General features: G+C 64.4%; 21 protein-coding genes and 1 tRNA gene. 4 read left to right on the top strand and 18 right to left on the bottom strand.

Annotation, left to right across the window (positions count from 1 at the left end):
* Nucleotide 1 precedes the first annotated feature (1 nt).
* A tRNA-Ser gene (locus tag V7P99_RS09890) sits at nt 2–92 on the bottom strand.
* 390 nt (nt 93–482) lie between these two features.
* On the opposite strand from V7P99_RS09890, the gene V7P99_RS09885 reads away from it, so the two are divergent.
* Nucleotides 483–1,127, top strand: coding sequence for a hypothetical protein (locus V7P99_RS09885; RefSeq protein ID WP_333794646.1), 645 nt, complete (start codon nt 483–485; stop codon nt 1,125–1,127).
* Between the two features lie 927 nt (nt 1,128–2,054).
* Here the strand turns inward: V7P99_RS09885 and V7P99_RS09880 are convergent.
* The 6 genes from V7P99_RS09880 to uvrC all read right to left on the bottom strand — a co-directional run bounded on the left by V7P99_RS09880 (nt 2,055) and on the right by uvrC (nt 8,883).
* Nucleotides 2,055–3,338, bottom strand: a complete 1,284-nt coding sequence (locus tag V7P99_RS09880; protein WP_333794645.1) for an N-acetylmuramoyl-L-alanine amidase — start codon at nt 3,336–3,338, stop codon at nt 2,055–2,057.
* A gap of 324 nt (nt 3,339–3,662) precedes the next feature.
* Nucleotides 3,663–4,121 carry a molybdenum cofactor biosynthesis protein MoaE gene (locus V7P99_RS09875; RefSeq protein ID WP_333794644.1) on the bottom strand — a complete coding sequence of 153 codons (459 nt, stop codon included), beginning with the start codon at nt 4,119–4,121 and terminating at the stop codon, nt 3,663–3,665.
* Nucleotides 4,122–4,221: 100 nt separating this feature from the next.
* Entirely contained in the window at nt 4,222–4,530 is a 309-nt protein-coding gene (moaD, locus tag V7P99_RS09870; protein WP_333794643.1) for a molybdopterin converting factor subunit 1, read from the bottom strand.
* Nucleotides 4,520–5,125, bottom strand: a complete 606-nt coding sequence (pgsA, locus tag V7P99_RS09865) for a CDP-diacylglycerol--glycerol-3-phosphate 3-phosphatidyltransferase (RefSeq protein WP_333794642.1) — start codon at nt 5,123–5,125, stop codon at nt 4,520–4,522. The genes moaD and pgsA overlap by 11 nt, the downstream gene beginning before the upstream one ends.
* A 334-nt stretch (nt 5,126–5,459) precedes the next feature.
* A complete protein-coding gene (locus tag V7P99_RS09860) occupies nt 5,460–6,695 on the bottom strand; it encodes an NAD(P)-dependent methylenetetrahydromethanopterin dehydrogenase (RefSeq protein ID WP_333794641.1) in 1,236 nt (411 codons plus the stop codon).
* 208 nt (nt 6,696–6,903) lie between these two features.
* Nucleotides 6,904–8,883 carry an excinuclease ABC subunit UvrC gene (gene uvrC / locus V7P99_RS09855; RefSeq protein WP_333794649.1) on the bottom strand — a complete coding sequence of 660 codons (1,980 nt, stop codon included), beginning with the start codon at nt 8,881–8,883 and terminating at the stop codon, nt 6,904–6,906.
* 218 nt (nt 8,884–9,101) lie between these two features.
* On the opposite strand from uvrC, the gene V7P99_RS09850 reads away from it, so the two are divergent.
* Nucleotides 9,102–10,064 carry a hypothetical protein gene (locus V7P99_RS09850; RefSeq protein WP_333794640.1) on the top strand — a complete coding sequence of 321 codons (963 nt, stop codon included), beginning with the start codon at nt 9,102–9,104 and terminating at the stop codon, nt 10,062–10,064.
* Nucleotides 10,065–10,338: 274 nt separating this feature from the next.
* Here V7P99_RS09850 and V7P99_RS09845 read toward each other — a convergent pair whose 3' ends face one another.
* From V7P99_RS09845 to V7P99_RS09835, 3 genes are all read right to left on the bottom strand, one after another.
* Nucleotides 10,339–11,685 carry a glucosaminidase domain-containing protein gene (locus tag V7P99_RS09845; RefSeq protein ID WP_333794639.1) on the bottom strand — a complete coding sequence of 449 codons (1,347 nt, stop codon included), beginning with the start codon at nt 11,683–11,685 and terminating at the stop codon, nt 10,339–10,341.
* Nucleotides 11,686–11,717: 32 nt separating this feature from the next.
* Nucleotides 11,718–12,965, bottom strand: coding sequence for a glucosaminidase domain-containing protein (locus tag V7P99_RS09840; protein WP_333794638.1), 1,248 nt, complete (start codon nt 12,963–12,965; stop codon nt 11,718–11,720).
* Between the two features lie 407 nt (nt 12,966–13,372).
* Nucleotides 13,373–14,125: an SDR family oxidoreductase gene (locus V7P99_RS09835; protein ID WP_333794637.1), complete on the bottom strand. Its 753-nt coding sequence runs from the start codon at nt 14,123–14,125 to the stop codon at nt 13,373–13,375.
* Nucleotides 14,126–14,572: 447 nt separating this feature from the next.
* Between V7P99_RS09835 and V7P99_RS09830 the strand changes: the two genes are divergently transcribed.
* Nucleotides 14,573–15,304 (top strand): TorF family putative porin, encoded by a 732-nt coding sequence (locus V7P99_RS09830; RefSeq protein ID WP_333794636.1) that lies wholly within the window; start codon nt 14,573–14,575, stop codon nt 15,302–15,304.
* Nucleotides 15,305–15,608: 304 nt separating this feature from the next.
* The gene (locus V7P99_RS09825) at nt 15,609–16,451 is read left to right on the top strand and encodes a TorF family putative porin (protein WP_333794635.1); all 843 of its coding nucleotides are present in this window, start codon (nt 15,609–15,611) and stop codon (nt 16,449–16,451) included.
* 86 nt (nt 16,452–16,537) lie between these two features.
* Here the strand turns inward: V7P99_RS09825 and V7P99_RS09820 are convergent, their stop codons facing one another.
* From V7P99_RS09820 to ygfZ, 8 genes are all read right to left on the bottom strand, one after another.
* Nucleotides 16,538–16,768 (bottom strand): hypothetical protein, encoded by a 231-nt coding sequence (locus tag V7P99_RS09820; protein WP_333794634.1) that lies wholly within the window; start codon nt 16,766–16,768, stop codon nt 16,538–16,540.
* 126 nt (nt 16,769–16,894) lie between these two features.
* Nucleotides 16,895–17,758, bottom strand: a complete 864-nt coding sequence (gene nadC / locus V7P99_RS09815; protein ID WP_333794633.1) for a carboxylating nicotinate-nucleotide diphosphorylase — start codon at nt 17,756–17,758, stop codon at nt 16,895–16,897.
* Nucleotides 17,755–19,428 (bottom strand): L-aspartate oxidase, encoded by a 1,674-nt coding sequence (locus V7P99_RS09810; protein WP_333794632.1) that lies wholly within the window; start codon nt 19,426–19,428, stop codon nt 17,755–17,757. Before V7P99_RS09810 ends, nadC begins: the two co-directional genes overlap by 4 nt.
* 107 nt (nt 19,429–19,535) lie before the next feature.
* A complete protein-coding gene (gene nadA / locus V7P99_RS09805) occupies nt 19,536–20,621 on the bottom strand; it encodes a quinolinate synthase NadA (protein WP_333794631.1) in 1,086 nt (361 codons plus the stop codon).
* Between the two features lie 247 nt (nt 20,622–20,868).
* The gene (locus tag V7P99_RS09800; RefSeq protein ID WP_333794630.1) at nt 20,869–21,924 is read right to left on the bottom strand and encodes an NUDIX hydrolase; all 1,056 of its coding nucleotides are present in this window, start codon (nt 21,922–21,924) and stop codon (nt 20,869–20,871) included.
* Nucleotides 21,925–22,053: 129 nt separating this feature from the next.
* Nucleotides 22,054–22,680 (bottom strand): HD family hydrolase, encoded by a 627-nt coding sequence (locus tag V7P99_RS09795; RefSeq protein WP_333794629.1) that lies wholly within the window; start codon nt 22,678–22,680, stop codon nt 22,054–22,056.
* 44 nt (nt 22,681–22,724) lie between these two features.
* The gene (locus tag V7P99_RS09790) at nt 22,725–23,342 is read right to left on the bottom strand and encodes a DNA-3-methyladenine glycosylase I (RefSeq protein ID WP_333794628.1); all 618 of its coding nucleotides are present in this window, start codon (nt 23,340–23,342) and stop codon (nt 22,725–22,727) included.
* On the bottom strand, nt 23,329–24,225 hold the full coding sequence (gene ygfZ, locus V7P99_RS09785) for a CAF17-like 4Fe-4S cluster assembly/insertion protein YgfZ (RefSeq protein WP_333794627.1): 897 nt from the start codon (nt 24,223–24,225) through the stop codon (nt 23,329–23,331). The genes V7P99_RS09790 and ygfZ overlap by 14 nt, the downstream gene beginning before the upstream one ends.
* Nucleotides 24,226–24,364 lie beyond the last annotated feature (139 nt).

Raw genomic sequence — 24,364 nt, 5'->3', positions numbered from 1 at the left:
TTGGCGGAGACGAGGGGATTCGAACCCCTGATACCCTTTGGGGGTATAACGATTTAGCAAACCGCCGCCTTCAGCCTCTCGGCCACGTCTCCAGCGCGCGAAGCACCCGTATAGATGTGGCCCCTCCTGTTGGCAAGCACTCGCTCTCTCGCGGCCTATCCTCAAAACGGCCCCATTCCCGCTGCGTGTCGTTGATAGTGGAGCCTAAGCAATCACCGTGGGCATCCGGCCGATCAACACCGCTCCTTCTCGATGCAAGCGCCTCGTCTTTCTTGGCGGAGGAGCAAGAGGCCCATTGCATTGAGGTCATGAGGTGGGCCCTATAGTGCAAAGAGCGCCAGACAATCGGAGCCTCGCCGCACGCCCGGAGCATGCGTGCAGTCGAAAGCGCCGGCCGCAGATGATAGACGGTTGATAGAAAACCGCATGGCTGCTGCAGGGAGCCGGGAGTGCGGATTGGCATCAACGGAGGAAGGTCGAGGATGCAGAAGCGGATATACGCCGTTGCTGGCCTTTTTTTCGTTCTTGCGGCCGCGGACGCTGCCGTCGCGTTGGAATACTGCGTCACGTGCGAGGGCCCGCCCGCCATGTACCGGTGCGTCGTCGAGGGAACAGGCGACGGCCCCGGCAATGATCCGCGCGCCACCCTCCATTGCATCTCCGAAATGGCCAAGCGAGGCGGCCATCAAAGCTGCTCCGCCTCGCGCGGCGCGCCGTTCCCATGCCCCGGCCTGACAGCTTCCGTAGACCGGCCCGGGAATCGAGCAGATCACGCGCCGCCTCCCTCTCAAGCGGCCGACTCTCCCACGCCTCTGCCGCCCGCGCACGATGCCGACGACGAAGAGACCCCACATCACGCAGCGGCGAAACCGTCTTCCAAGGTGCCGAGCACGGTGGAGGAACTCGCGGGCGAAACGGTAAAATCCTCCAAACAGGGCTTGAAGAAAGCGGGCGAAGCGATCGGCGGCACCGCCAAAATGGCGGGCGAGCAGATCGGCAATGCCGGCACGGCTCTCGGCAGCGTCGCCGGCAAGACGTGGACGTGTATCAGCTCCCTCTTCAGCCACTGCGGTGCCAACGGAAAGCCTGAGCCGGCAGACGAGTCCGCCGTCTATCCCGAAGACTGAGTCGCGCCGGCCACGGGCGCACGATTATTGAGCGAACGTCATTTTCGCATCCGTCGAATCGTTTAGGCTTTTGGATGTGGGGGAAGATTGCCTCGCCAGGCCTGCAAGCCCAACGGCAAGCCGGTCTGCATCAACCGGTGCATGCGTCAGAGCCTTGGGACAAGCGTCCTTGAGCACTCTGAGCCAACTCGGACCGATCACACGGTCATCACGCCCAGCGGAATGCACGGCACCCGGGGACGGAGCTGCCGATCGAAGCAATCCAACGGCGCGCCTGCACCGCCAGCGTCCGTCCAGGATCGCCGCACACACCCAAGCCCCGCCAGCACCATTGCCTCGCCTCTTCGCCAGTCCTCGCACAGAGGAAGGCGGACTGCGGCTGATGCTGCGCGGATCGCTAAGGGTTCGGCCGCGGCACCAACTCGAAGATGGAGTGCACCATGCTGAAGCACCTTCGTCAGTGGTCCATCGAAACCTCTCGACCAGAGAGTTCCGCCCAATCCCGTGAGCTTCGGCACGATATCGACTGGAACCTCATACTCCTATGGCCCCGCAAACCCCTGTATCCTCCAAGTAGATCCTGACTGAGCTCTGCCGGCGGGGCGTGCGACCCGCAGCCGGCCAGGAAACGCAAAGGCCGGCCTCAAGGGCCGGCCTTTTTGCACTCTGGTCCGATTGCGCATCTTATTCAGGGCACTTTATCCGGACGGCTTCGCGATTGACCTGTGCCCACTTTTCCGGAAGCACTTTGTTCAGATCGTGCTTCTCTCGGAAAACCGGTGCCCACTTTTCCGGAAGCACTTTGGCGGCTGCGAGGGTTCGTTCCTCCCCCTTGTGGGCGAGGTCAGGACGGGGATTCCAGACCCTCCGCTATCAGGTCCCGAAATGTCGCGAAGACGCGAAGGAGCACGGCGGTGAACCTCGCGACTACATCGGCAGGCGTGCGATCTGGTTGCTGAAGTAGTTGTCAACCGCCGTCATGATCGAATCCGAAACCTTGTCCCGCCACGCGTCGGACTGCAACAGCTTGGCGTCCTGCTTGTTGGTGACGTAGGCAAGCTCGATCAGCACCGACGGAAACTGCGCCGTCTTGAGAACACGGAAAGCCGCCTGCTGATCCGGCTTCGCCCGCAGCTCCGTGCTCGTGCCCATGTACTCGATCACCGAGCGCGTGAACACGCTCGTGCGCTCCTGGGTCGCCTCCACCTCGCGCCCTGCAAGATCAGCCAGAATGCTCCGCACGGCCGAGAGATCGTTGCCGACGCTGGCCTGCTTCACCGCCTCAGCCTCTTCCTTGCTCAACACGGCGCTCTTGACCTCGCCCTTGGCCGAGCGTTGCAGCGCATTAGCGACCGATTCCCGCAGCGAGTAGATGGTCGCGCCGCGCGCCCGGGAATTCTTGCCCGCGTAGTCGGCGTGCACGGCAATGAACAGGTTGGCCTTGTGCCTCTCGGCATATTCCTTGCGCTTATCGAGCTCGACGAAGACGTCCTTGTCCCGCGTCATCAGCACCTTGTAGCGGCCGGTCTGCTCGAGCTTCTCCTTGAGCTTGAGGCTGAAGGCGAGGACGACTTCCTTCTCGACGATGCCGTTCTTCATGGCGCCCGAGTCATGGCCGCCGTGACCGGGATCGATGACGATGATCGGCTTGAAGGCGCGCGCCGCCATCTCGTCGGGCCTGACGGCCGGAGAAGGCAGCGGCGGCTGCACGTCGAAGGCGCCGAGCGACGACAGCGCCGCTGTCTTGAGCGGCTTCTTGGCCCCGGCGTGGGCCGGCGAAACTGGCACGATATCGAGCACCAGGCGATGGCCCTTCCCGTTCTCGGAGGGCACGATGGCGGCATCCTCGACGATGACGGGGCGGATCACCTCGATCACGACACGGGATTTGCCGGGCGCTGAGCGGCCAGCATGGAAGGCCTTCACGAGCCCGACCGCGATGTTCTCTTCCGGCTGCGGCGGCAGGCGAAGCGCCGTCTCCGAAATATCGACGATCACGCGGTGGGGATTGTTGAGGGAGAACACGCGGAACTCGGCCTTCTTCGGAAGTCCGATGAGAAAGCGCGTGTGAGACACGTCACCGCCAAGCGTGGCGGCAGGCGCGGGAGCGCGCTCAGGAGCAGCCTTGGCCTTGGCTGCGGTTCCCAGAGATCCGGTCGTTTTAACGGCCGCCTTTGGCTTGGCCGGCGGGGTGACCTTTACGGTCTGCACCCGGGCTCCTTCGCTCGCAAACGCCGCGAGCGGTAAGGACAGTGCGAAAAGCGCACAAATGAATTGCAGCGGGCGGCGCTGCAAAAGCCCGATCGTCATCGTTGTGTGACCCCCGTCTACGCAACACTGTCCTTTGCCGGGACGGTCAGTAAGTAACCGCAAATGATGGCGTTTTGCAGGACGCCCTCGGGCACTGTTATGGAGCGGTAAAGGTTAATCTTTTCTTTACGCCGGGGCGGAACCGATACGCGATTCGGAAAAAATCAAAATTAAATCAACCAGTTAACAACGCGCACTCATAGAGTCTTTACAGTTATTTATGTGTTACCGGCTCCGCCAGCGGGCGAGAGCCGCCTCGTCCGTCACACGCGCGTCGACCCAGGTCTCGCTGCCGTCGGCGAATGCTTCCTTTTTCCAGAAAGGCGCGTGAGACTTGAGGTAGTCCATCAGGAACTCGGCCGCAGCGAAAGCTGCCTGCCGGTGCGCCGAGAGCGTGATGACCAGGACAATGAGGTCCCCGGGCCTAAGCTCGCCATAGCGATGGACGACCAGCACATCCAACAGGTCGAACCGCTCCCGTGCCTCTGTCTCGATGCGTGCGAGCTCAGCTTCCGTCATGTCCGGATAGTGCTCGAGCGTGAGAGACTGAAGCGCCTTGCCCTCTGCCTCTCCGCGAACGAGGCCCGTAAACGTCACGACGCCACCCACATCGGTGCGCCCCGCCGTGAGCGCCTGCAGCTCCGCCGCAGCGTCGAACGGTTCGCGTTGCACCCGCACTGTCATTGACGCGTCTCCCTGAGCCTCGTCCCGAAAGCAGCGGTCCGACTTTTTCGGACATAAAGAATTGAGAAATCAGTGCCTTGGACAGGTTCGACGTGAGGCTCTAGCCTCCCGTCACCGGAGGGAAGAATGCCACCTCGCGCGCCGACCCAATCGGCTGCGACGGCTTTACGTGTACCTGATCCAGGGCGGCCCGCACCACATCCGGGCGCCGGAACGCCTCTGCATACTCAGGCCCGCGCGCCGCGAGCCAGCCCACCAGATCCCGGACCGTAGCGACCCCCGACGGCACCGTGACCGTCTCCTCGGCGCGGCCCACTTTCTCGCGCACCCAGGCGAAATAGCGCACGCTGAGCTTCAGCTCCGCATCCCGCGCCCCAACAGCCGCTTTCACCAGCCCATCATCGACCATGACCCTCGACCTCCATTGCGTGGCGGATACCAGCCTTGAGATAATCATAGCCGGTCCAAAGCGTAAGCACAGCAGCGAGCCAGAGCAGGCCAATTCCGATCGTCGAGATGCCAGGCAGGATCCGATCGCCGGCCGGCCCTGCGATCAGCACCGCAAGCGCCACCATCTGCGCGGCTGTCTTCCATTTGGCGAGGGCCGTCACATGCACCTTGACGTTGAGCTCCGCCAGGAACTCGCGAAGGCCCGAGACGAGGATCTCCCGGCAAAGGATGATGATCGTTGCCCAGATCGATACGCCCCCGACTGTTCCGTCGTGGACAAGCAGGAGCAGCGCCGCCCCGACGATCAGCTTGTCCGCGATCGGATCCAGCATCCGCCCGAGGTTGGACTGCTGCTCCAGCCGCCTCGCAAGGTAGCCGTCGAGCCAGTCCGTTATCGCCGCCCCGACGAAAAGCCAGAAGGCGGCCCAGCGTCCCCCGTCGCCTTCGACATGGAGAAGGCACGCTGCGAGCGCCGGGACGGCGGCGATCCTCGCGTACGTGAGCACGTTCGGCAGGCTGATCGCGTGCCGCCTGTTGGGAATGGGCGCATGCATGACACCTAGGTAACACCATTGCCGCATACGCCAGTCAATGGGGAAGACCCTCTAGGCCTGCCGACAAGACTGGAAACCGGTCTCGACCGGAGGCTAAACCACCGCCCGAGCTTGTTCCTCGCCAAATTATGGAGCATAAGGAGCAATTAGCGGCATCTTATGGTGCTGGCTCAGAAACGCCTGGCCCAGAAACGCCTGGCAGTAGATGTGAGTTGTGCGTCTTCGTCTGCCAGACGGCAGCGCTCGGATTGTAGCCGCGTAAGTGGAATTCGAGCGCCAGCGGAGCGGAGCCGGAGCCAAAGCTCTTGCTCCGCTCTTTTTATTCTTGTGCTTCTCAGGCGGTGGCGCGCCGACGCTGCTTGTTTGGAGCACGCCGCTTTGCGGCGCGCGCGACTGGATGCACCCCCGCCGGAGTTTTTGCTGAACGCGGCTTCGTCCGGTTTTTCGAACGCGGTTCGGCCACGAGCTCTCCCCCACGCGGCTCCGCCACGATCTCTCCCGTACGCGGCTCCGCCACGATCTCCCGCGCCAGAACGAAGGCATCACGGAAATCGAGGTCGAGCGGCTCCGAAGCGCCGCGCATCCGGCGGAACAGTCCAGCCTGGGTCTTATATTTCACGTCGCCGATGGCAAGCGCGCCGACGCCCAGCGTGCTGCATCCCGGCAGCGGCACGCCGTTCATGAACAGGTCCATCCCCTCGATGCCGTAGGGCGCAACCGCATTGACATCCGCCACCACGAGAAGCCGCGGCACGCGCCCGATCATCCGGCGCGGCAAGATGTTAACGCCCGCCGGCCCTGCCGTGAAAGCCGCATCCGAGGTGGCGAGGATCTTGGCCTTGAGAGCATCCGTCTGCCCAGCCACCGGCTCGAGCGTGACGCCGAAGCGCGTCTTGGCCCACGCCGCCAGCGCAACCAGGGGCGCCATATCGTCATGGGCGACGATGCGCACTTTGGCGCCCTGCTCTGCTGCGATGACCGCCGAGGCGAAGCCGACGACACCCATGGCCCCGAACACGGAGAGGCGGAGCCCCTTCAGGCCGCGGCCGAAACTCGTATGCAGAACACGCTCAACGGAGGCCACCATCGCCGCCGCCGTCGTGAACGAGCCGCCCGGATCGGCGAACACGGAAACCTCGAACGGCGGCACCATGGCAGCCCGCGCCGCGGCCATCATGTCGAGCGCGACCTTGATATCCTTGCCGCCGATGAAGATGCCCGTATTGGCCTTGGGCGGTCGCGAAAAGATCGCATCCTGCACGAGGGCGCCCACATCGCCGACCTCGACCCCGTCGTACGGCAGCACGACCTTGTAGCCAGAATCGAGGGCCATGTTGCAATCGAACGGGCTCATGAACTTCTGCGGCGAAAGCATGTAGAGCACCGGCAGAGAGCCGGGCGCGGGCGTTTCGGTAGCCGTAGGGGCAGGTGCCGGCGACGCTTGCTTCTTCGGTTTTGCGCTCTTGCCGTTCTGCTTGGCGCACGGCGTCGAGGCCCCACGCGATGGCCGCGTCCCGACCTCGAGAACGTCTACGCCAGTACCGCTCTGCAAATCTCTGCCCGTACGCATGAACAGACCCCCTCAAACCCAGACACGGGCGACACCAGGCTCGACAGAGCCCAGCCTTCAATTTCTGCACGCTGAATATGGGAGGCAGTGGTTTATAAAAGATTTGAGAAAACGAGCGGAAGTCCATCCTATATATAAAAAATCAGACAGAGAGCCGCAGGCGCGCTTCACGCCTAGGCTCCTCCCACGGGCGGCCACGAAGCGCGCTTCAAATGCGCCGCTCGTGAAAGAAATCGTAAATCTTTCTGGCCATCTCCTGGGAAATACCGGTAACGGCCGCAAGATCGTCGACACCGGCGCGAGAGATCGCCTTGGCCGATCCGAAGTGCTTCATGAGCGCCCGTTTGCGCATGGGCCCGATGCCCGGAATCTCATCGAGCGGATTGGCCCCGAGCGCTTTCGAACGCCTTGCCCGGTGCGTGCCGATGGCGAAGCGGTGCGCTTCGTCGCGAAGCCGTTGCACGAAGTAGAGCACCGGATCGCGCGGCTCGAGCATGAACGAGGCCCGGCCCGGCACGTGGAAATGCTCGCGCCCCGCATCCCTGTCCGGCCCTTTGGCGACGCCCACGACGGCAATATCACTCAGCCCGAGCTCCGCCAGCACCTCGCGCGCGATCGTGAGCTGCCCCGCGCCCCCATCCACGAGCACGAGATCCGGCCGATCGGGCAGAGCGTCACCGATGTCCGGCGTCTCGTCCTCCTCCCGGGCTTCCCCCTCCTCTGCAGCCACATGCTCCCACAGGGCATCCGCCGGCGTATCCCGAGGCGCCTCAGCCTCCTCCTCGGCCAGCCTGCGGAAGCGCCGCTCGAGCACCTCGCGCATCATCGCGTAGTCGTCCCCCGGCGTCAGCGTCGTCGAGCGGATATTGAACTTGCGGTAGGCACTCTTGGCGAAGCCCTCCGGCCCGGCGACGATCATGGCGCCGACCGCGTTGGTGCCCATAATGTGGCTGTTGTCGAACACCTCGACGCGGCGCGGCGGCCGCGGGAGAGAGAAGCGCTCGCCAAGGGCAGCCAGCAGGATGCGCTGCGATGACGTCTCCGCCAGCTTGCGCCCGAGCGCCTCGCGCGCATTAGTCAGCGCGTGCTCGACGAGGCTCGACTTGACGCCACGCTGCGGCATCCGGATCTCGACCTTGCGCTCGGCTTTAATGCTGAGCGCTTCCTCCAGAAGCGCGTGATTGGCGATGTCATGCGAGATGAGGATCAGCCGCGGCACCGGCTTGTCGTCGTAGAACTGCGCCACGAAGCTGTCGAGCACCTCCTCAACCGCGAGCGAGCGGTCGGCCTTCGGATAGTAGGCCCGGTTGCCCCAGTTCTGGCCGACGCGGAAGAAAAACACCTGGATGCAGGTCTGCCCGCCTTCCTGGAAAGCGGCGAACACGTCCGCCTCCTCGACGCCGTCAGGGTTGATCGCCTGCTCGGCCGTGACGTGCGCCAGTGCCCAGAGACGGTTGCGGAACCGCGCCGCACGCTCGAACTCGAGCTTTTCCGCCGCCTCCTCCATCAGCCTCTGATACATCTCGCGCACTGACTGGCTCTCGCCCCTGAGGAAGCGCACCGCCTCGTCCACGAGCGCGCCGTAATCCTCGAGGCTGATCTCGCCCGTGCACGGCGCCGAGCAGCGCTTGATCTGGTAGAGCAGGCACGGCCGCGTGCGGCTCTCGTAAACCGAATCCGAGCACGAGCGCAGGAGAAAGGCGCGCTCCAGCATGTTGATGGCGCGGTTCACGGCTCCGGCAGAGGCGAACGGGCCGAAGTATTCGCCCTTGATCGTGCGCGCGCCGCGGTGCTTGAGGATTTGCGGCGCCCCCTGATCGCGGCGGATGAGAATGTAGGGAAACGACTTGTCGTCCCGCAGCGTGACGTTGAAGCGCGGGCGGAAACGCTTGATGAGGTTCGCTTCGAGAAGCAGGGCCTCAGCCTCGGTCCGCACCGACACGAATTCCATGGAGGCCGTCGCCTGGATCATGCGCAGCGTGCGGTTCGGCTGCCCGGCAAGCCGCGTATAGTTCTGCACGCGCGCCTTGAGATTGCGCGCCTTGCCCACATAGATGACGGTGCCCGCCGCATCGAGCATGCGATAGACACCCGGCCCCGCGCCGAGCGTCTTCAGATACCCGGCGATGACCTCGGGGCCGGTGGCGCGCTTGGGCTCCTTCTCTTGCGACTGGGGCGAAGCGGGCATGTCGGCCTGAGCGGATGGGGCCGGCTCGCCAAGTTTGTTCGGGGGGGTGGACATGGCCCGAACATTGGCGGCCCCGGCCGCGCCGTCAAGCGGATGGCGTCGAACGGTCCCCGCTCTCCGCCACAAAACCGCCCAGGACTTCGCGGCCCTTGGCCCGATCAGAGCATGCTCGCAAACCCGCCTTCCTCGCGTACGGCGTATCCGGAGGTAACGGCCTCATGCGTTTCCTGACCACCCTTCTCCTGTTCGTCCTCGCGCTGGTTCCCGCCTTGGCCCGTGAGAAAGCCCGGAAACCGCCGGCGCCCGAGTTCACGAAGTCCGAGCACGTGCTCAAATGGATCAACGACTATCGCACCGCTCCCGATCCGGAGCGCCTGCCCGAACTGGTGCGCGCGATGGGCGACCTCGGGCTCTTCCGCGATCTCGAATCGGCCGGCGTCTACATCGGCTTCACCGGCGGCGTGCTGGGCGCGAACCCCGACCGCGCCGAGCTTCTCGTCTCCCGCATCTTCCCGCTGCCGCCCGAGGATCAGGTAGTCCTGATCCGCGCCATCGCCTATTCGGGCCTGCCGGACTGGAAGGTCCTTTTGGAGAAATTCGTCGAGCGCATGCCCGCACGCCAGGTTCTGATCCGCAAGTACCTCTACGGCGACGGCAAAACGCTGGCCGAGCTGCCCGTCGACGAGGGAGCCTACGTCGTCGACGCACTATGGGGCTACTATTACGCCACCGGCTACCGCGAGCCGATCCATCGCATCGTCGGCGCGCTGGCGCTTTCCCTGGATCAGAACGACGTCGAGAAGCTGACTATCGGCTCAATGGCCAAGTGGACGCTCGCCAGCAATGCGTCCCGCGAGAAGGACCTGCTGGACATCCTGTCCGAGGAGATGAACACGCAGCCGGCCGCGGTGAGGAAGCCTTTGCGCGAGGTGATTGAGGCCGCCGAGACGTTCGAGACCGGCAAGATCCGAAAGGATGCCCTCGCCGCCATCGAAGAGTTGAAGACCAAGGGCTCGCTGAAATCGCGCAATTTCGCCTGGTGGGGTCAGGTCGGCCAGACGGCCCTGGCGCTCGGATGCGTCGGCGCAGCGGCCGGCGGTGTTGTGGCTGCGGGCATTCCGTGCGTCGTCGGTGGCGCCGTCTCGTCGGCCGCCCTCAAGTATCTCGCGCCGGCGCCGTAGCTTAGAGCCTGATCGTTCTCGGTGGATGCGGACGCATTCACCGAGAACGTGAATCCGTCTCTCAAATAAAAACTTAGAGCGCGTTCACGTCGCGCAATCCGATTCCGATAAGAGTGACGCGCTCTAGCCGGCCATCACGCCGTGCGCATAGCGCCCCGCTACCGACGAACTATTGGTGGGTAGGATGCGCCCCCCAAAAATAACGTCATCCCGGCGCAGGCTGGGATTCACGCACGTATCCCCCATGAACGGCTGATGCGCCCATGCGCGCCTGTCACTCCGGACAGAGCGTCCGCGCCTTGGTGAGTGCGGCGTCAGGTGACGCAAATGTGCCCATCACCTCGCTCCCTTCCGGACGTGAAGCGAGGAAGCTCTTGGTCATGCTCTCCTCGAAACCATCCAGAACCGAGAGCGCGATGTAATGAACGTCCGCCCCCTGGGGCGATTTGACGAGCACAGTCGTCTCGCCGCCATAGCGCGCCGTTTCGACGATGCAGCGCCCGGGCTTCACACCAAGCCCCGAGGGCGGCCGAAAAGCTGGCTTGTCGGACAGAAGAAACCCACCGACGGAAGCGCCCGCGACAACGGTCGGCGCTTCCGCATCCTGGTCTGCGCCGTCTGTCGCCGCATCGGCAAGCCCGGCAGGCGGATTGAACAGTGCAAAGCGGGATCCGGTTTCGGTCTCGGGCCTCATGCCAGGGCTCGCGCTCTGCGCGGCTGAATGATGTTGTTCAGAGGCCGCCGTGAGCTTCGCATCCGCGACGGCAGGCGCCGCGGAAGGTGCTGCCAACCGTGTCGCAGCCCTCTGGGGAGCCGCAGCCGCCCGCCGTGGTTTCGCCGGTGCGTTGGCCTCTCCGGCCTTTGCATGCCGAGTCTCACGCTCGATGCTGCCTCCGGCATCGGCCCCGGACCGCGGCGCCGTCTGCTGCAGCCACGGAAGTACCTCGACCTCCTCCGCATGGCCCTTGCAATGCTCCGCACGGAACCGCTCGGCAATCCACTCGATGGACCCCGCATACTTGGGATCGGCCGCCCACCGCTTCGCGAGATCGGAGAAGCGCACCGGCCGGTTGAGCGCCCGCGATCGGCTCAGGATGTGCTCCTGCTTGAGCCGCGTGCGCGGCGCCACCGGTCTCGGAATCATCTCTCCCGAATAGACGACGAGATGCTGGATCTGTCCCAGCACACCAGTCGAAACGTCCGGGAAGCTGTCGCCGGGCACGCCGCCGCCGGTCGTCCCGATGCCGGCGAAATTATTCTGCCGGGGATCCACGTCACCCATGCGCCCGTTCGGACGGCGATAGGAGAGGAAGTTGGTCTCGAGCGCCATCTGGAAAAAGGCATAGTCCCAGCGTACGCCCCAAGTCTCACCGTGCTGCTTGTAGAACGAGGCAATGTCACGGAAGCGCGAATCGAGCTTGCCGTTGCGCTTCTGGAGAAACGCCATCAGCCGGCCGGGGGTAACGCAGCCCGGCACCGCGTTGCGCGGCGAGAGCCGGATTTCGGGAAGCGACGGCGCGGCATGGGCCACAGGGGCCAAGCTTGCCGCCAGGACGGCCGACGCAGCCGCCAGCCATCTCACACGCCGCCAATGAACGGCAACCCCCCGAGATGTCATCATGCTGCAAAACGCGGCCATCGCCTGATCCATCGTCAACCTTCGGGGCAAAGCTCGAATGCCTTCTCAAGCGCCAGCGCCTGGCTCGGGAATTCACCAACCGATTTTCCGCCTTTGGCATAGGCGTTGATGTAGGCCTCCGCCTCGCGCTTTTCGGCGCCTTCATTCACATCGAGCACGGTGTAATTGACCGTCTTGTCCGCCTCAGCCTTGATGATGATGGCCTTCGCGCCGCCGTAGCTCGCAGTCCAGACACGGCACTTGCCGGGGCTCGCCGCATCCTTTTTGTCGGTGTTCTTTTCCGGCTTCTTCTCGGCCTGTGGCGCAGCATTCTTGCCAGCGCCCGAAAGCCCGCCCGGAAGGGCCGCAACCTCAACGACATCCGCACTGCCCTTGGCCGATGCGCTCGCCGAGCCCCTTCCAGCGGCTGCCGCCTCGGCCTTGGCATCCTCGGACGGAGTTGGATTGAGAACCGTTAGCGGGGGAGCCACTGACGCGGACGCCTTCGGCGCAGTCCCTGATCCAGCGGACGCCGCCACATTCGCCGCGCCTTTACCCGGCGCCGCCATCAGCCCGGCGGCGTTTGCGGTCTTCGCCGCTGCGGGGGGCACATCCTGCTTAGGCTTGCGTTCGACGGCCGCCATCACCGGATCGGGCTCCTTGCAGGCCCCGTCGAAGAAACGCAGGGCGATGGTCTGCATGTCGCTCGCATAGCGGCGGCTGCCGGGCGCCCATTTCTTGGCAAGATCGCTGAACGTGATCGGGCGCTTGATCTTCTTCTGCCAATCTGTGAGCACGCCCCATGCCTGAATGTTGCGGGTGCGCTCGGCAACCGGATTTTCGACGGTCTCGCCGGAATAAAGGACAAGGTGCTCGAGATGCGCGCGCGCGCCCGTCGAGATATCCTTGAAGCTTTCGCCGCGCACGCCCCGTCCCGTGGCGCCGAGGCCCGCGAAATTGTTCTGCTCGGGGCGCACGTCGCCACCATAGGCAAGCGAGCCGGTCTCGAGGATCATCTGGAAGAAGGCGTAATCCCAGCGCACGCCGAGCGCCTCCCCATGGCGCATGTATTCGGCAGCGAGCCCCTCATAGCGCGGATCAAGCTTCGGATTGCGCTCGCGCAGATAGGCCGTGAGCCGCCCAGGGGTCGCGCAATCCGCAACGTTGTTCGCCGCGCCGGTTCGGATCGGCGGCAGCTCGGCCGCGCCGGCCGCGCCGGACATGAAAAGCAGCGGCGCGATAACGGCAGCGCTGAAGCGGGACGACCTAGATCGGCAGGCCATGGGACACCTCAGGTTTTACGCGGCGCCAGAGGCCGAGCCCATCCTGGACGTGGACAGTCGCAACGCCGGCCCATGCACTGGATCGCGAGTTGATTGATTGCAGGTTGGCGCCCAGCGTTCGGAACGAAGGTTCCTAGACGCTTAAGCTTAAGAGCTGGTTTAAATGCCAACCGCCGACCCACCGCGGGAGCCCTACCCCTGGCCCACATTTGCGGCGCCAGTGGGGGGAGGAGGGGGAAGAATTATGGCGCATCCGCGGGCCTGAGCTTGGGCTCGACCGCCTCGGCATCCTGATCGCCTGAAATGCGGGCGCTCTTTTTTGCCTGACCCCAGCAAGACGGCTCGCCTCAAGAGACGTGAGCCGGCCTCCGCACAGAACCCAGGTCCGGGCCGGATTGAAAAACGCTTCAGGCCTGCCGCCAAGTCAGATGCTGCCCGCCATCGAGCGCCACCATCTGGCCCGTGAGCGACGGCGAGCCGAGGATGAAGCGAACCGCCGCCGCAATCTCCGCCGGTGCCGGGCCATGGCCGAGCAGGGTCGACTGCGCCTCCTGGGCGAAATCCGCATCAGTCTGATGGATGCTCTTGAGCACCGGCCCTGGGCCGATCGCGTTGACGCGCACGCGCGGCGCCAGCGCTTGCGCCAGCGTCCGCGTCGCCGTCCAGAGGCCGGCTTTCGAGATCGTGTAGGAGAAGAAATCCGGCGTCAGCTTCCACACTCTCTGATCGATGATGTTGATCACGTTGCCCTGCACACCGTCGGGGAGTTGCAGGAACATCGCACGAGCGAGGAACACCGGCGCCTTGAGATTGATGTCGAGGTGCGTGTCCCACGTCCCCGGCGTCACCGTTTCGACCGTATCGAGAAGAAATTCCGAAGCGTTGTTGATCAGGCAGGCCGGCGCCCCAAGAACCTGGCGGCATTCGGGAACGAGCCGTTCCACGTCGGCCTGCGAAGCCAGATCACCGGCGATAGCCGATGCGACACCGCCCGCCGCGCGGATCTCGTCCACCAGCCGTTCCGCGTCGTCGCTCGACCGGCGATAGTGCACAGCGACCTGCCATCCCGCCTGTGCGAGGTCGATCGCGATCGCGCGTCCGATACGGCGGGCGCTACCCGTGATGAGCACGGTGGGCGCGGATCCGCGGGCATGTGGCATGGAGCTACGGGTCCTATCTCTGATCGGCGATAAATGGGGAGCCAAACACTTCAATAGCCGAACGGCCGGCCGGGCACCAATCCGGGGTCAAAAACGGATCGAGAGGGGATTTCGAATGATTCCCAGCCTCATCCGCCTGCCCAACAAGTAGGCACTGGCGAGAATCTTTGTTCACCATCCGTCAACAGACGCATAGGAAATGAGCCGTTTCTGACCGTCACGTGGCCAGTCCGCGACGAGAGTTGCACGGATGAGACACCCGGGCCGCGACGGCGCGGCTTCGTCGCTCATTCCGCTTGTGCTCGAGAGCCACTTTCAGTCTTCTCTGCAGACGACGCACCATTTGTGCAGCGTGCGGACTGTGGGGCGATTTCTAGGATTTATGCACCGGATCGTTCGGTGCATCAGCAATCGGGACGCGGGATCATTCGGGGGTTTCAAGGTACAATGACAAAAAAATACACCAAGATGGTCGGAGCGGCAGGCATCGCCCTCATGACCCTTTCGGGCGCAGCCCTCGCTGAGGAGCGCAAATTCGAGTGGTCGGCGACGGCCACAGGTACCAGCGACTACGTGTTCCGCGGCGTAAGCCAGACCGACGAGAAGCCGGCATTCCAGGCCAGCATCGACGCCACCTACGGCATCTTCTACGCGGGCGTCTGGGGCAGCGTCGTCGACGAGGACTTCGTCGGTGGCTCGGCCGCCGAGATCGATCTTTATGCCGGCATCAAGCCGGTGCTCGGCCCGGCTACGTTCGACTTCGGCGTCCTGTATTATACCTATCCGGGCTCGACTAGCTCCGGACCGGGCGACAAGAACGTGCTCGAGCTCAAGGCCGGCGTGAGCGGCGACATCCTGCCCAAGCTGACGGCCACCGCCAACCTGTTCTGGAGCCCTGAGGGCCAGTACGACACCGGCGAGTACTTCGTTTACGAAGGCCTGCTCTCCTATGCGCTGCCCAAGGTCATGATCTTCGATCCGAGCATCAGCGGCGGCGTCGGCCATGTCGACAACCTCGATTTCTCCGAGGGTGACTACACCTATTGGAACGCCGGCTTTTCCCTTGGCGTCGAGAAGTTCACCTTTGACTTCCGCTATTGGGATACTGACATCAGCGAGGGCGGCGGCGGCATCGCCGACGAGCGCTTCGTCTTCACGGCCAGCATCACGCTGCCCTGATCGCGACAGCGGGATCGATCTTGCAAGACGGGGCCCTCACGGGTCCCGTTTTCTTTTTCTCCGTCAATGCACAGGCATCCGTTGCCCGCGCGACACGCCCGCCCGGCGTCATCACTGTCACCGAGGCTTCGCTCTTGCTCCCTCCGCGCCTCTGCGCTTTCCTGCGGCGCTGAGCGCTTCCGGAAACGGGGGAAACTGGGCGTGGCGAAGCCATGCAAGCCAAGTGTCCAACCAGGCGCGCAAAACAGCTCTAAAGTGCCCTCCTTCAAACCGAACGAGGGGCCATGTCGTGGGGTGGTCGTTCATGTTGCGGTTGAAGGTGGCGGCGCGCGCATTGCTCGCGGGTTCGGCATTGGCAGCACTGTCTAGTGGCGCGCTTGCCGACGGTTATGGCTATCCCGGCAGCGTGAAGGATGCTCCCGCTGCTGAAGGCCGCAAGCTCGATCTCTCCGTGACGCTTGGCGCGACGAGCGATTACATCTTCCGCGGCATCTCGCAGACGGACCAGAACCCTGCCGCTCAGGGATCGGTCGATCTCACCTACGGCATCTTCTACGCCGGCATCTGGGCATCCAATGTCGATTTCGACGGCGCGCCTCCGGCCAATGCGGAAATCGACCTCTACGCCGGCATTAAGCCCACCCTAGGCCCAGGCCCGCTCTGGGGTCCGGTCACGTTCGACTTCGGCGTTCTCTACTACACCTATCCGAACGCCAAGGACGCAGGCGCCGAGCTGAATTACGTCGAGCTCAAAGCCGGCTACAGCATGGAGTCGCCCTGGATCAAAGGCCTGACGAGCGGCACGACGTTCTACTGGGCACCGGAATACGGCGGCGAGGTTGGCGAAGTCTTCACGCTCGAAAGCGCCGCCTCCTACGCTCTTCCGCAGGTCGGCATCTTCAGTCCCGCGATCAGCGGCGTCTGGGGCACGGTCTACGGCGACCGCAACGATGGCTTCTCGCCCGGCGGCACCCGCGCCGAGGATTACCAGTACTGGAGCGCCGGATTGAGCCTCGCCGTGGAGAAATTCACCTTCGATTTCCGCTACTGGGACAGCGACATCGACGTGACCACTGGCGGTCTCTGCGTGAAGGAAAGCCTCTGCGACGAGCGCTTCGTCTTCACCGCCAAGGTAACGTTGCCGTAGCGGCGCCCACACTCCCGGCTCGAATAAAAAGCCGTCGCCGCTTCACGCGGCAAGCACGGACATCGGCCGAGCACGCGCGCCTGCGTTCAGTGCGGCATATCGCGGTTTTCCATGCGATCGAGTTCATCGAGGCTCGGGCGCCTTGGCCGCGGGCCTTGCCGCTTGGGCAATATGAAAAGCCACACGAGCAACGGCGGCAACACGAAACACCACGCCATCCAGAACGAGTAATCGCGGTTCTTCCAGCCGGCGACGAGGCCCGCCAGCGCTGCCGCCAGCATCGCACCCACGCCCCAGATCACGATCACCGTCATCATGCGCGCCTGATCCTCGTCATTGTTTCCCGCACTTCGCTCCGAGCCCGAGCCTTGTGCGGAACTGAGGCAAAATCAAGCACGCGCAGGGAAATGCCCTCGAAGTTCCAGTTTCTTCGTGCTTCGTCTCTAGGGAACGAAATCGAGACCAAGGTCGAGAATCGGCGCGGAATGCGTGAGCGCCCCCACCGAGATGAGATCGACGCCCGTCTCCGCGATCGCACGCACCGTCTCGAGCGTGACGCCGCCCGATGCTTCCGTCAACGTCCGTCTCCCGACGATTTCCACCGCGCCCCGTAGCGTCGCAATGTCCATATTGTCGAGCAGCACCGCATCCACAGGATGCCGCAGCACCGTTGCAAGCGTCTCGAGATCGTCCACCTCGACTTCGATTTTCGCCATGTGACCGGCGTGGGCGCGCGCTGCTGAAATCGCCGCCGCCACGCCCCCCGCCGCGATGATGTGATTGTCCTTGATCAGGATGGCGTCGAAGAGTCCCGCGCGATGGTTCGCGCCGCCCCCGCAGCGCACCGCATACTTCTCGAACGCACGCAGCCCCGGCGTCGTCTTGCGCGTGTCGGTGATGCGCGCGTAGGTGCCGGCGACCGCATCGACGTAGCGGCGCGTCAACGTCGCGATGCCGCTCATATGGCAGAGGAAATTGAGAGCCACGCGCTCCGCCGTGAGCAGCGCCCGCGCCGGTCCGGCCACGCGCGCCACAATGGTGCCTGCCGCGATCCGATCACCGTCGTCAACTTCCGCCTTGAATTCCACTCGGGGATCGACGGCGTGGAATGCGGCCTCTGCCACTGCGAGCCCCGCAATGACGCCCTCGCTGCGGGCTCCGAAGGTTGCCACCGCCATGGCGCGCGCCGGCACGGTGGCAGCGCTCGTCAGGTCCCCGCGCGTACCGAGATCCTCGGCCAGCGCCTGCTCCACCGCCCGCGCAGTCAGGAGGCGCGGCAGGCCCCCGTTGAATGAGACGTCAGTCATCGGGAAAGCTCCGTGCAGTTCGGCCCCATGGCGGTGGGCTGGCCATGCGCGCCGATAGCCCGGATCTCGCCGAGCGTCACCGCACTGCGATACTGCTGCGCGGGGTCAGGATCGGGATAATCGGACCGCGAGTGTCCGCCCCGGCTTTCCGTGCGCATCAGCGCCGAACCGCCGATGATCTCCGCCGCCAACGCCATATTGGCGACCGTTCTGTCGTCACCCGCCTCCATGCCGATATCGCGCACGATAGCAATCGCCTTATCGAGGCCGGCGCCATCGCGCACCACGCCAACATGGGTGGTCATGGTTTTCCGCAGGCGATCGATGAGCGATGCGCGCCGCCCGGCATCGAGCGGACGCACGCCTCCCGTACGATAGGTGCGCCCGGCCGGATGCGCCACGGCCGGCGTTACCAGACGGCGGATGTCGTCAGCGACACGCGCGCCGAGCACCACCGCCTCGAGCAGCGAGTTCGATGCCAGCCTGTTGGCTCCGTGCAAGCCCGTGGAGGCCACCTCGCCGACGGCCCACAGGCCCTCAAGCGAGGTACGCCCCGAAAGATCGCTCGCCACGCCGCCCATGTGGTAGTGGGCAGCCGGCGCAACCGGGATTGGCTCGCGCACGGGATCAATCCCCGCCGCGCGGCAGTGCGCAGCGACAGTCGGGAACTTCTGCGGAAACGCGGCTCCGATGGCGGCGCGGCAATCGAGAAAAGCGCCACGCCCCGCGCTGATCTCGGCGAACACCGCCCGCGCCACGACATCGCGGGCCGCTAGGTCCCCCGCCGGATCGATCGCCACCATGAAGCGTTCGCCCGCGCGATTGATCAGCACCGCACCCTCGCCGCGCAGCGCTTCCGACGCGAGCGGCGCGGGATCGATGCCCGCATCGATCGCCGTCGGATGAAACTGGATGAACTCCGCATCCGCAATCACGGCGCCCGCACGCGCGGCGAATGCAATCGCTTCACCGCGCGCATAGACCGGGTTCGTGGTGACGGAATAAAGCGAGCCGGCCCCGCCGGTCGCGAGCACCACGGCGCTTGCCGGCAGAAAATCGAACGTTTCGCTCTCGCCTACGTGAGTACGCGCGAGCCGCACGCCGCTGATGCGCCCACCTACGCCCGCGCCGCCGTCAAGGATGAGATCCAGCGCCTCGTAGCCATCAAGCACACGGATCGACGGTGTTGCGCGCACAGCGGCGATCAAGGACTGCATGATCGCTGCGCCCGCTCGATCACCGGAGACGCGCACGACCCGCGGCTCGGAATGGGCCGCCTCCCGCGAGAGCACGAAATGGCCCGCGAGATCCCGGTCGAACGGCACGCCGTAACGCAAGAGATCCGCAATTCGCGACGGCGCTTCCGCCGCTACGACCTCGGCCACATGAGCATCGACAATGCCGGCCCCGGCCGCGATCGTATCCGCCGCGTGGCGCTCCGGCGTATCGCCCTCGCCCACGGCGGCTGCAATGCCGCCTTGCGCCCAGGCGCTGGATGCACCCTCGCCCAGCGGCGCCGCGGCGACCACCGTGACGGGCAGCGGCGCGAGCCGCAATGCCGTGAAGAGACCGGCAAGGCCGGCGCCGATGATGACGACATCGCCGTTGGCAAATTCGCTTGCCGGGTCGGCAAATCCCCGGCTCAAGCGGCGGGTGCGGTCGAGGCCCATCGGCGGACGTTCCTTTTGGAGGCCGATCTTCAGGATACCGGCGGCGTCCCCAGGAGAAGCCTGGAGACGCCCACGCCCAGGTCAGAAGCAGAGAGCGACCGCCCTCGTCAAGCCGACGCTTCCACCATGCGCTCCACCGCGCGGCGCGCCTTAGCCGCGACAGCCGCATCGACCGTCACCTCATAGCGGTTGTAGAGCAGCGCCTCATAGATGTTTTCGAGGCTGATGCGCTTCATGTGCGGGCACAGGTTGCAGGGGCGGATGAACTCGACGTCGGGTGTCTCTGCGGCGACGTTGGACGCCATCGAGCACTCGGTGACGAGCACGACCTTCTCGGGCCGCTCCGTTTTCACCCAGTTGATCATCGCAGCCGTCGAGCCCGTGAAATCGGAAGCCGTGATGACGTCCGGCGGGCACTCGGGATGGGCGATGATCTTGAGGCCGGGATCGGCCGCGCGCATGGCCTCCATCTCCTCCCCGGTGAAGCGCTCGTGCACTTCGCAGCGCCCCTTCCAGGCGATGATCTCGACGCTCGTCTGCGTCTGCACGTACTTCGCGAGATACTCGTCCGGGATCAGCAGCACACGCGGCACGCCGAGACTCTCGACGATCTTCACCGCGTTGGACGAGGTGCAGCAGATATCACATTCCGCCTTCACCGCCGCGCTCGTGTTGACGTACGTGACGATCGGCACGCCGGGGTAGGCAGCACGCAGCGCGCGCACATCCTCGGCCGTGATCGACGACGCGAGAGAGCAGCCGGCAAGCGGATCCGGGATCAGAACCGTCTTGTCCGGATTGAGCAGCTTCGACGTCTCGGCCATGAAGTGAACGCCCGCCTGCACGATAACGTCCGCCTCCGTGCGCCCCGCCTCCTTGGCGAGCTGCAGGCTGTCTCCGCGGAAATCCCCAACGCAGTGGAAGATCTCGGGCGTCATGTAGTTGTGCGCCAGGATCACGGCGTTGCGCTCAGCTTTGAGCTCGCCGATAGCCTTGATGATCGGCGCATAGTGCACCCATTCCATGGGCGTCACGACATGCTTCACCCGCTCGTAAAGCGGCTCCATCTCGCGCTTCAGCGCCGGCGTGAACGCAATGGGCGAAGCACCCGTCTTCTGGTCCGGCGTACGCGTCTGGCAGCCCGCCCCGGAGGGGGACAGAGTGAAAACAGAACCGGCCGCACTCAGCGCCATGATGTCACCTCCGCAAGCCCTATCTACTCCCACTGAGTATATAGCGGCCCTGAAAAATACTGGCTGCGCCAGTCACCCCATTCTTACGCTCCGGAGCTCCGATAGGTTTCCCCGGTTATACTCGCATCGAGTATAGAGCGCCTAAGAAGAATCTAGTTGAGCTGTCGTCGATTTTCCAGGTTGAAGCCAAAAAAAAGGTGCGACGATCATTGTGCCGCACCTTCGATTTCTTTTGCTCGAACGTGAATTACATCCGCACGGCTTTGACCCGCACACCGGGCGCCGGCCTTTCGAGCACCACCTCACGCCGGAAACGGAACAGCTTCGCCGGCCTCCCACCGGTTTGCGTCCTGACCTCGCCGGTCGGCTCGACAAGGCCGGCGCTCTCCACGAGGCGTCGGAAGTTCTGCTTGTGCAGATGCGGCCCGAGGATCGCCTCCACCGTCTTCTGCAGTTCGAACAGAGTGAACTCGTCCGGCATCAGTTCGAAGACGACGGGTCGATACTTGATCTTCGCGCGCACCCGGCCGATAGCCGTCGCAAGGATGCGCCTGTGGTCGAACTTCATCGGTGTACCGAGGCGCGGGAGTCCCTCCCAGGCGCCTGCCGCTTCGCGTCCATCCCGGCGGGCTTCCTCGACGAGGCCCGCTTCATAGAGAAGCTCGAACCGGTCGAGCACCTTCTCCTCGTCCCACGCTCCGCCATCGAGGCCGAAGCAGATGCGGATCCGATCCTCGCGCGGCACCGGCCTCACGGGTGACGAGCGCGCTGTCGGGCTCGCCGCCCATTGCCTGAGCCGCGGCTCGATTTCGTTGGCGAGAATCTCCGGCTTTCCTTTGCGCCAGTTCTCCCACGGGAAATATTGGTACCAGCTGCGCCAGGTCCCATGCGCGAGATCGCGGGCATGGCCCGTTTCCGTTAGCGCCAGATATCCGATCGAGACCACATGCGGCACCGCATCTCCCGGCTCCGCATGGCGTCCGCGGTCTCCGAACGTATAGAGCTGCTCGACGTATCCGAGACCGAGTCCCGTTTGCTCTTCAACCCAGGCACGCAAGCCTCTTTCGAGTGTTCGATGCCCGAGTGGCGAGAAGGGCCCGAACGGTAATCCGTCCATCCCGGCGGGTTCGGTCTCGCTGCGAATGACGAGCACCACGGGCTCGTCATCGATGACGGCGACGATGGCGGCGTTGAGGCCGATCTCCACTCGCGCCGGTTCGTTGCGCGTGGCGGCGTGACGAGTCGGTTCCGAACTCGGATCTTTCTCGTCAGCCCGCCGCTTGAAGTTCATATCTGCGACCATGGCACAAGCTCCCTTTGAGCTGTGCCGGCTAAACGCGGATCGTGGCGAATTTGGGCATCGAAAATACACGATATTATTGGCAAAACATGGAATAAAAAAGAAAAGCGCGATCACATTCCCGAGCGCTGTTCAGCCCGTTCGCGTGAGTGCTGTGAAACGTTCGAGAAAAAGACGTTGGGCTTCTGAAGCCGGCAATGGAACAAGCGTCGTGAGGCGCTCTGCAAGAACGCCGTTCACGTCTTCGCGACCAAAGAACTCGAGCGCCTCTTCTGTGGAGAAACCGGCGAGTCTCGTCGCCTCGTAGAAGGCCGCGATGCGATCCGCACGCTTGATCTCGGCGCTGACGGCAGAAGGTATCTCCGGCGGCAGGTTGAAGCACACATGGATCGCCTCAAGCAGCTTCAGCTCGAACGCCTTGTAGTCGAGCCCGATCGCCGTCTTGAAAGGACTGATCAGATCTCCAATCACGTATTCGGGCGCGTCATGCAGAAGCGCTGCGAGCCGCCATGCGTCCGGCCAGTCCGGATTGAGTGCAGCCGCGATGTCCTCGACGAGCAGAACATGCTGCGCCACCGAGAAAGCATGCGTACCGATGGTCTGTCCGTTCCAGCGCGCCACGCGCGCAAGCCCATGCGCGATGTCCTGGATGTCGACGTCGCTTGGACTGGGATTGAGGAGATCGAGCCGCCGGCCCGACAGCATGCGCTGCCAGGCGCGCGGCGGCATGGGCGCCCGCTCGTTGTCGGCATCCGGCATGGCAAGCCCGCGTCGGGAATTTTTTTCAGATGTGGTCATGATCGTCAGGAACGTGGTGGCGTGAAGGTCCGCTGCATCTCGGCACATGGCGCATGGCGCGGGCAATCTATGAGGTGGTCGTTCACCATTCCCGTCGCCTGCATGAAAGCATAAGCCGTCGTCGGCCCGACGAAACGAAATCCGGCACGCTTGAGCGCCTTGGAAAGCGCGTGCGACGTTGCCGTTTCAGCCGGCACCTCGCCAAACGCAGCATAGTGGTTCACGATCGGCTTGCCGCCGCCGTGCTGCCAGAGGAACGAGGCCAGCGTCTGCGTTTCCCGCAGGCTAAGATAGGCGCGCGCGTTCTCGATCGCAGCCTCCACCTTGAGGCGATTGCGAACGATGCCCTCATCCGCCATCAGCCGCGCAACGTCTCGCGGCGTATAGCGCGCGATACGCTCGGCGTCGAAGTCATCGAAGGCGCGGCGGAAGGCGTCCCGTTTGCGCAGGATCGTGATCCACGACAGCCCGGCCTGGAAGCCCTCCAGAATCAGCTTCTCGAACAGCCGGCGCTCGTCCGCGTGCGGCACGCCCCATTCTTCGTCGTGATAGCGTGCATAGAGCGGATCGCCGATACCGACCCACGGACATCGCTCGAGCTTCGCCGCTTCACGCACTGCCATGCGCAGCCTCGACCGAGAACGATGCGAATGATGGAGCTTCAACGCTGAGCGGCACACCTCCGGCGGTAACCGCGACACCATCGCGGCGGGCCTGCGCCGCACGGTCGAGCCGCATGAGCGCGAGGCCGCGCGCGCCTGCAACAGAACCCAAGCGTCCGATCTCCACCTCGCCCGCAAGCACCGGAAGCGGCCCCGCCGGAAGATCGCGCTCGCCGGTGACAGGCACGACGCGCTTGCGCACTGTCGCCCGGTGTTGCATGCGCGAAACGACCTCCTGGCCGACGAAGCAGCCCTTGGTGAAGGACACGCCGTTGAGCTGGTCCATGAGCGCTTCATGCGGGAACGTATCGCCAAGCGGGAAATCGCGACCGCCCTCCGGCACGCCAAGCCCGATCCTGTGCGCATGATACGCCTCGGCGGACACGCGTTCGGCACCGAGCGAGCCGAGCACATCATCGGCAGCGCGCACATCGATGAGCACGCGCGCACCCAACTCAGGAAGGCGCGGGTCGGCGAACGCGTGTGATCCTTCCCCCGCAAGCCTCAACGCCGGAACCGCGTCCTCCGCACCCCACACCGCCGCGACCGCAAAATCGGCGGACGCATCGCGGATCGCAACGTCGGAGCGAAGCTTGTACATCGACAGCCGCTTGACGAGATCTCCGATCCCCTCTCGCGCCGTATCGAGCAGAAATCCGCCGCCGGCTTTCACGATGAGGAAATCGAACAGGATCTTGCCCTGCGGAGTGAGGAGCGCCGCATAAAGGGCCGTCTCCGTGTCGAGTTGCGCCATGTCGTTGGTGACGAGGCCGGCAAGCAGTTTCGCCGCGTCCGCCCCCGTGACGGCCACGACGCCGCGATCCTCGAGCAGCGCAATTCTCATTGGCGCCTCAGTCATGCTTTTGGCCTCTCGAACCGGACATCCCAACCCGCCTGCCGGTTCTCCAGCAGGCGCGCGCGAACGCCTGGGCTATAGACGATGCAGCCTCCCTCGCGTCAGACGGCAAGAGCCTGCCGAAGCC

The organism is Hyphomicrobium sp. (assembly GCF_036780825.1).
Lineage (GTDB): Bacteria > Pseudomonadota > Alphaproteobacteria > Rhizobiales > Hyphomicrobiaceae > Hyphomicrobium_C.
The sequence above is the reverse complement of the archived record's forward strand: the minus strand, read 5'-3'. Positions and strand labels throughout refer to the sequence as shown.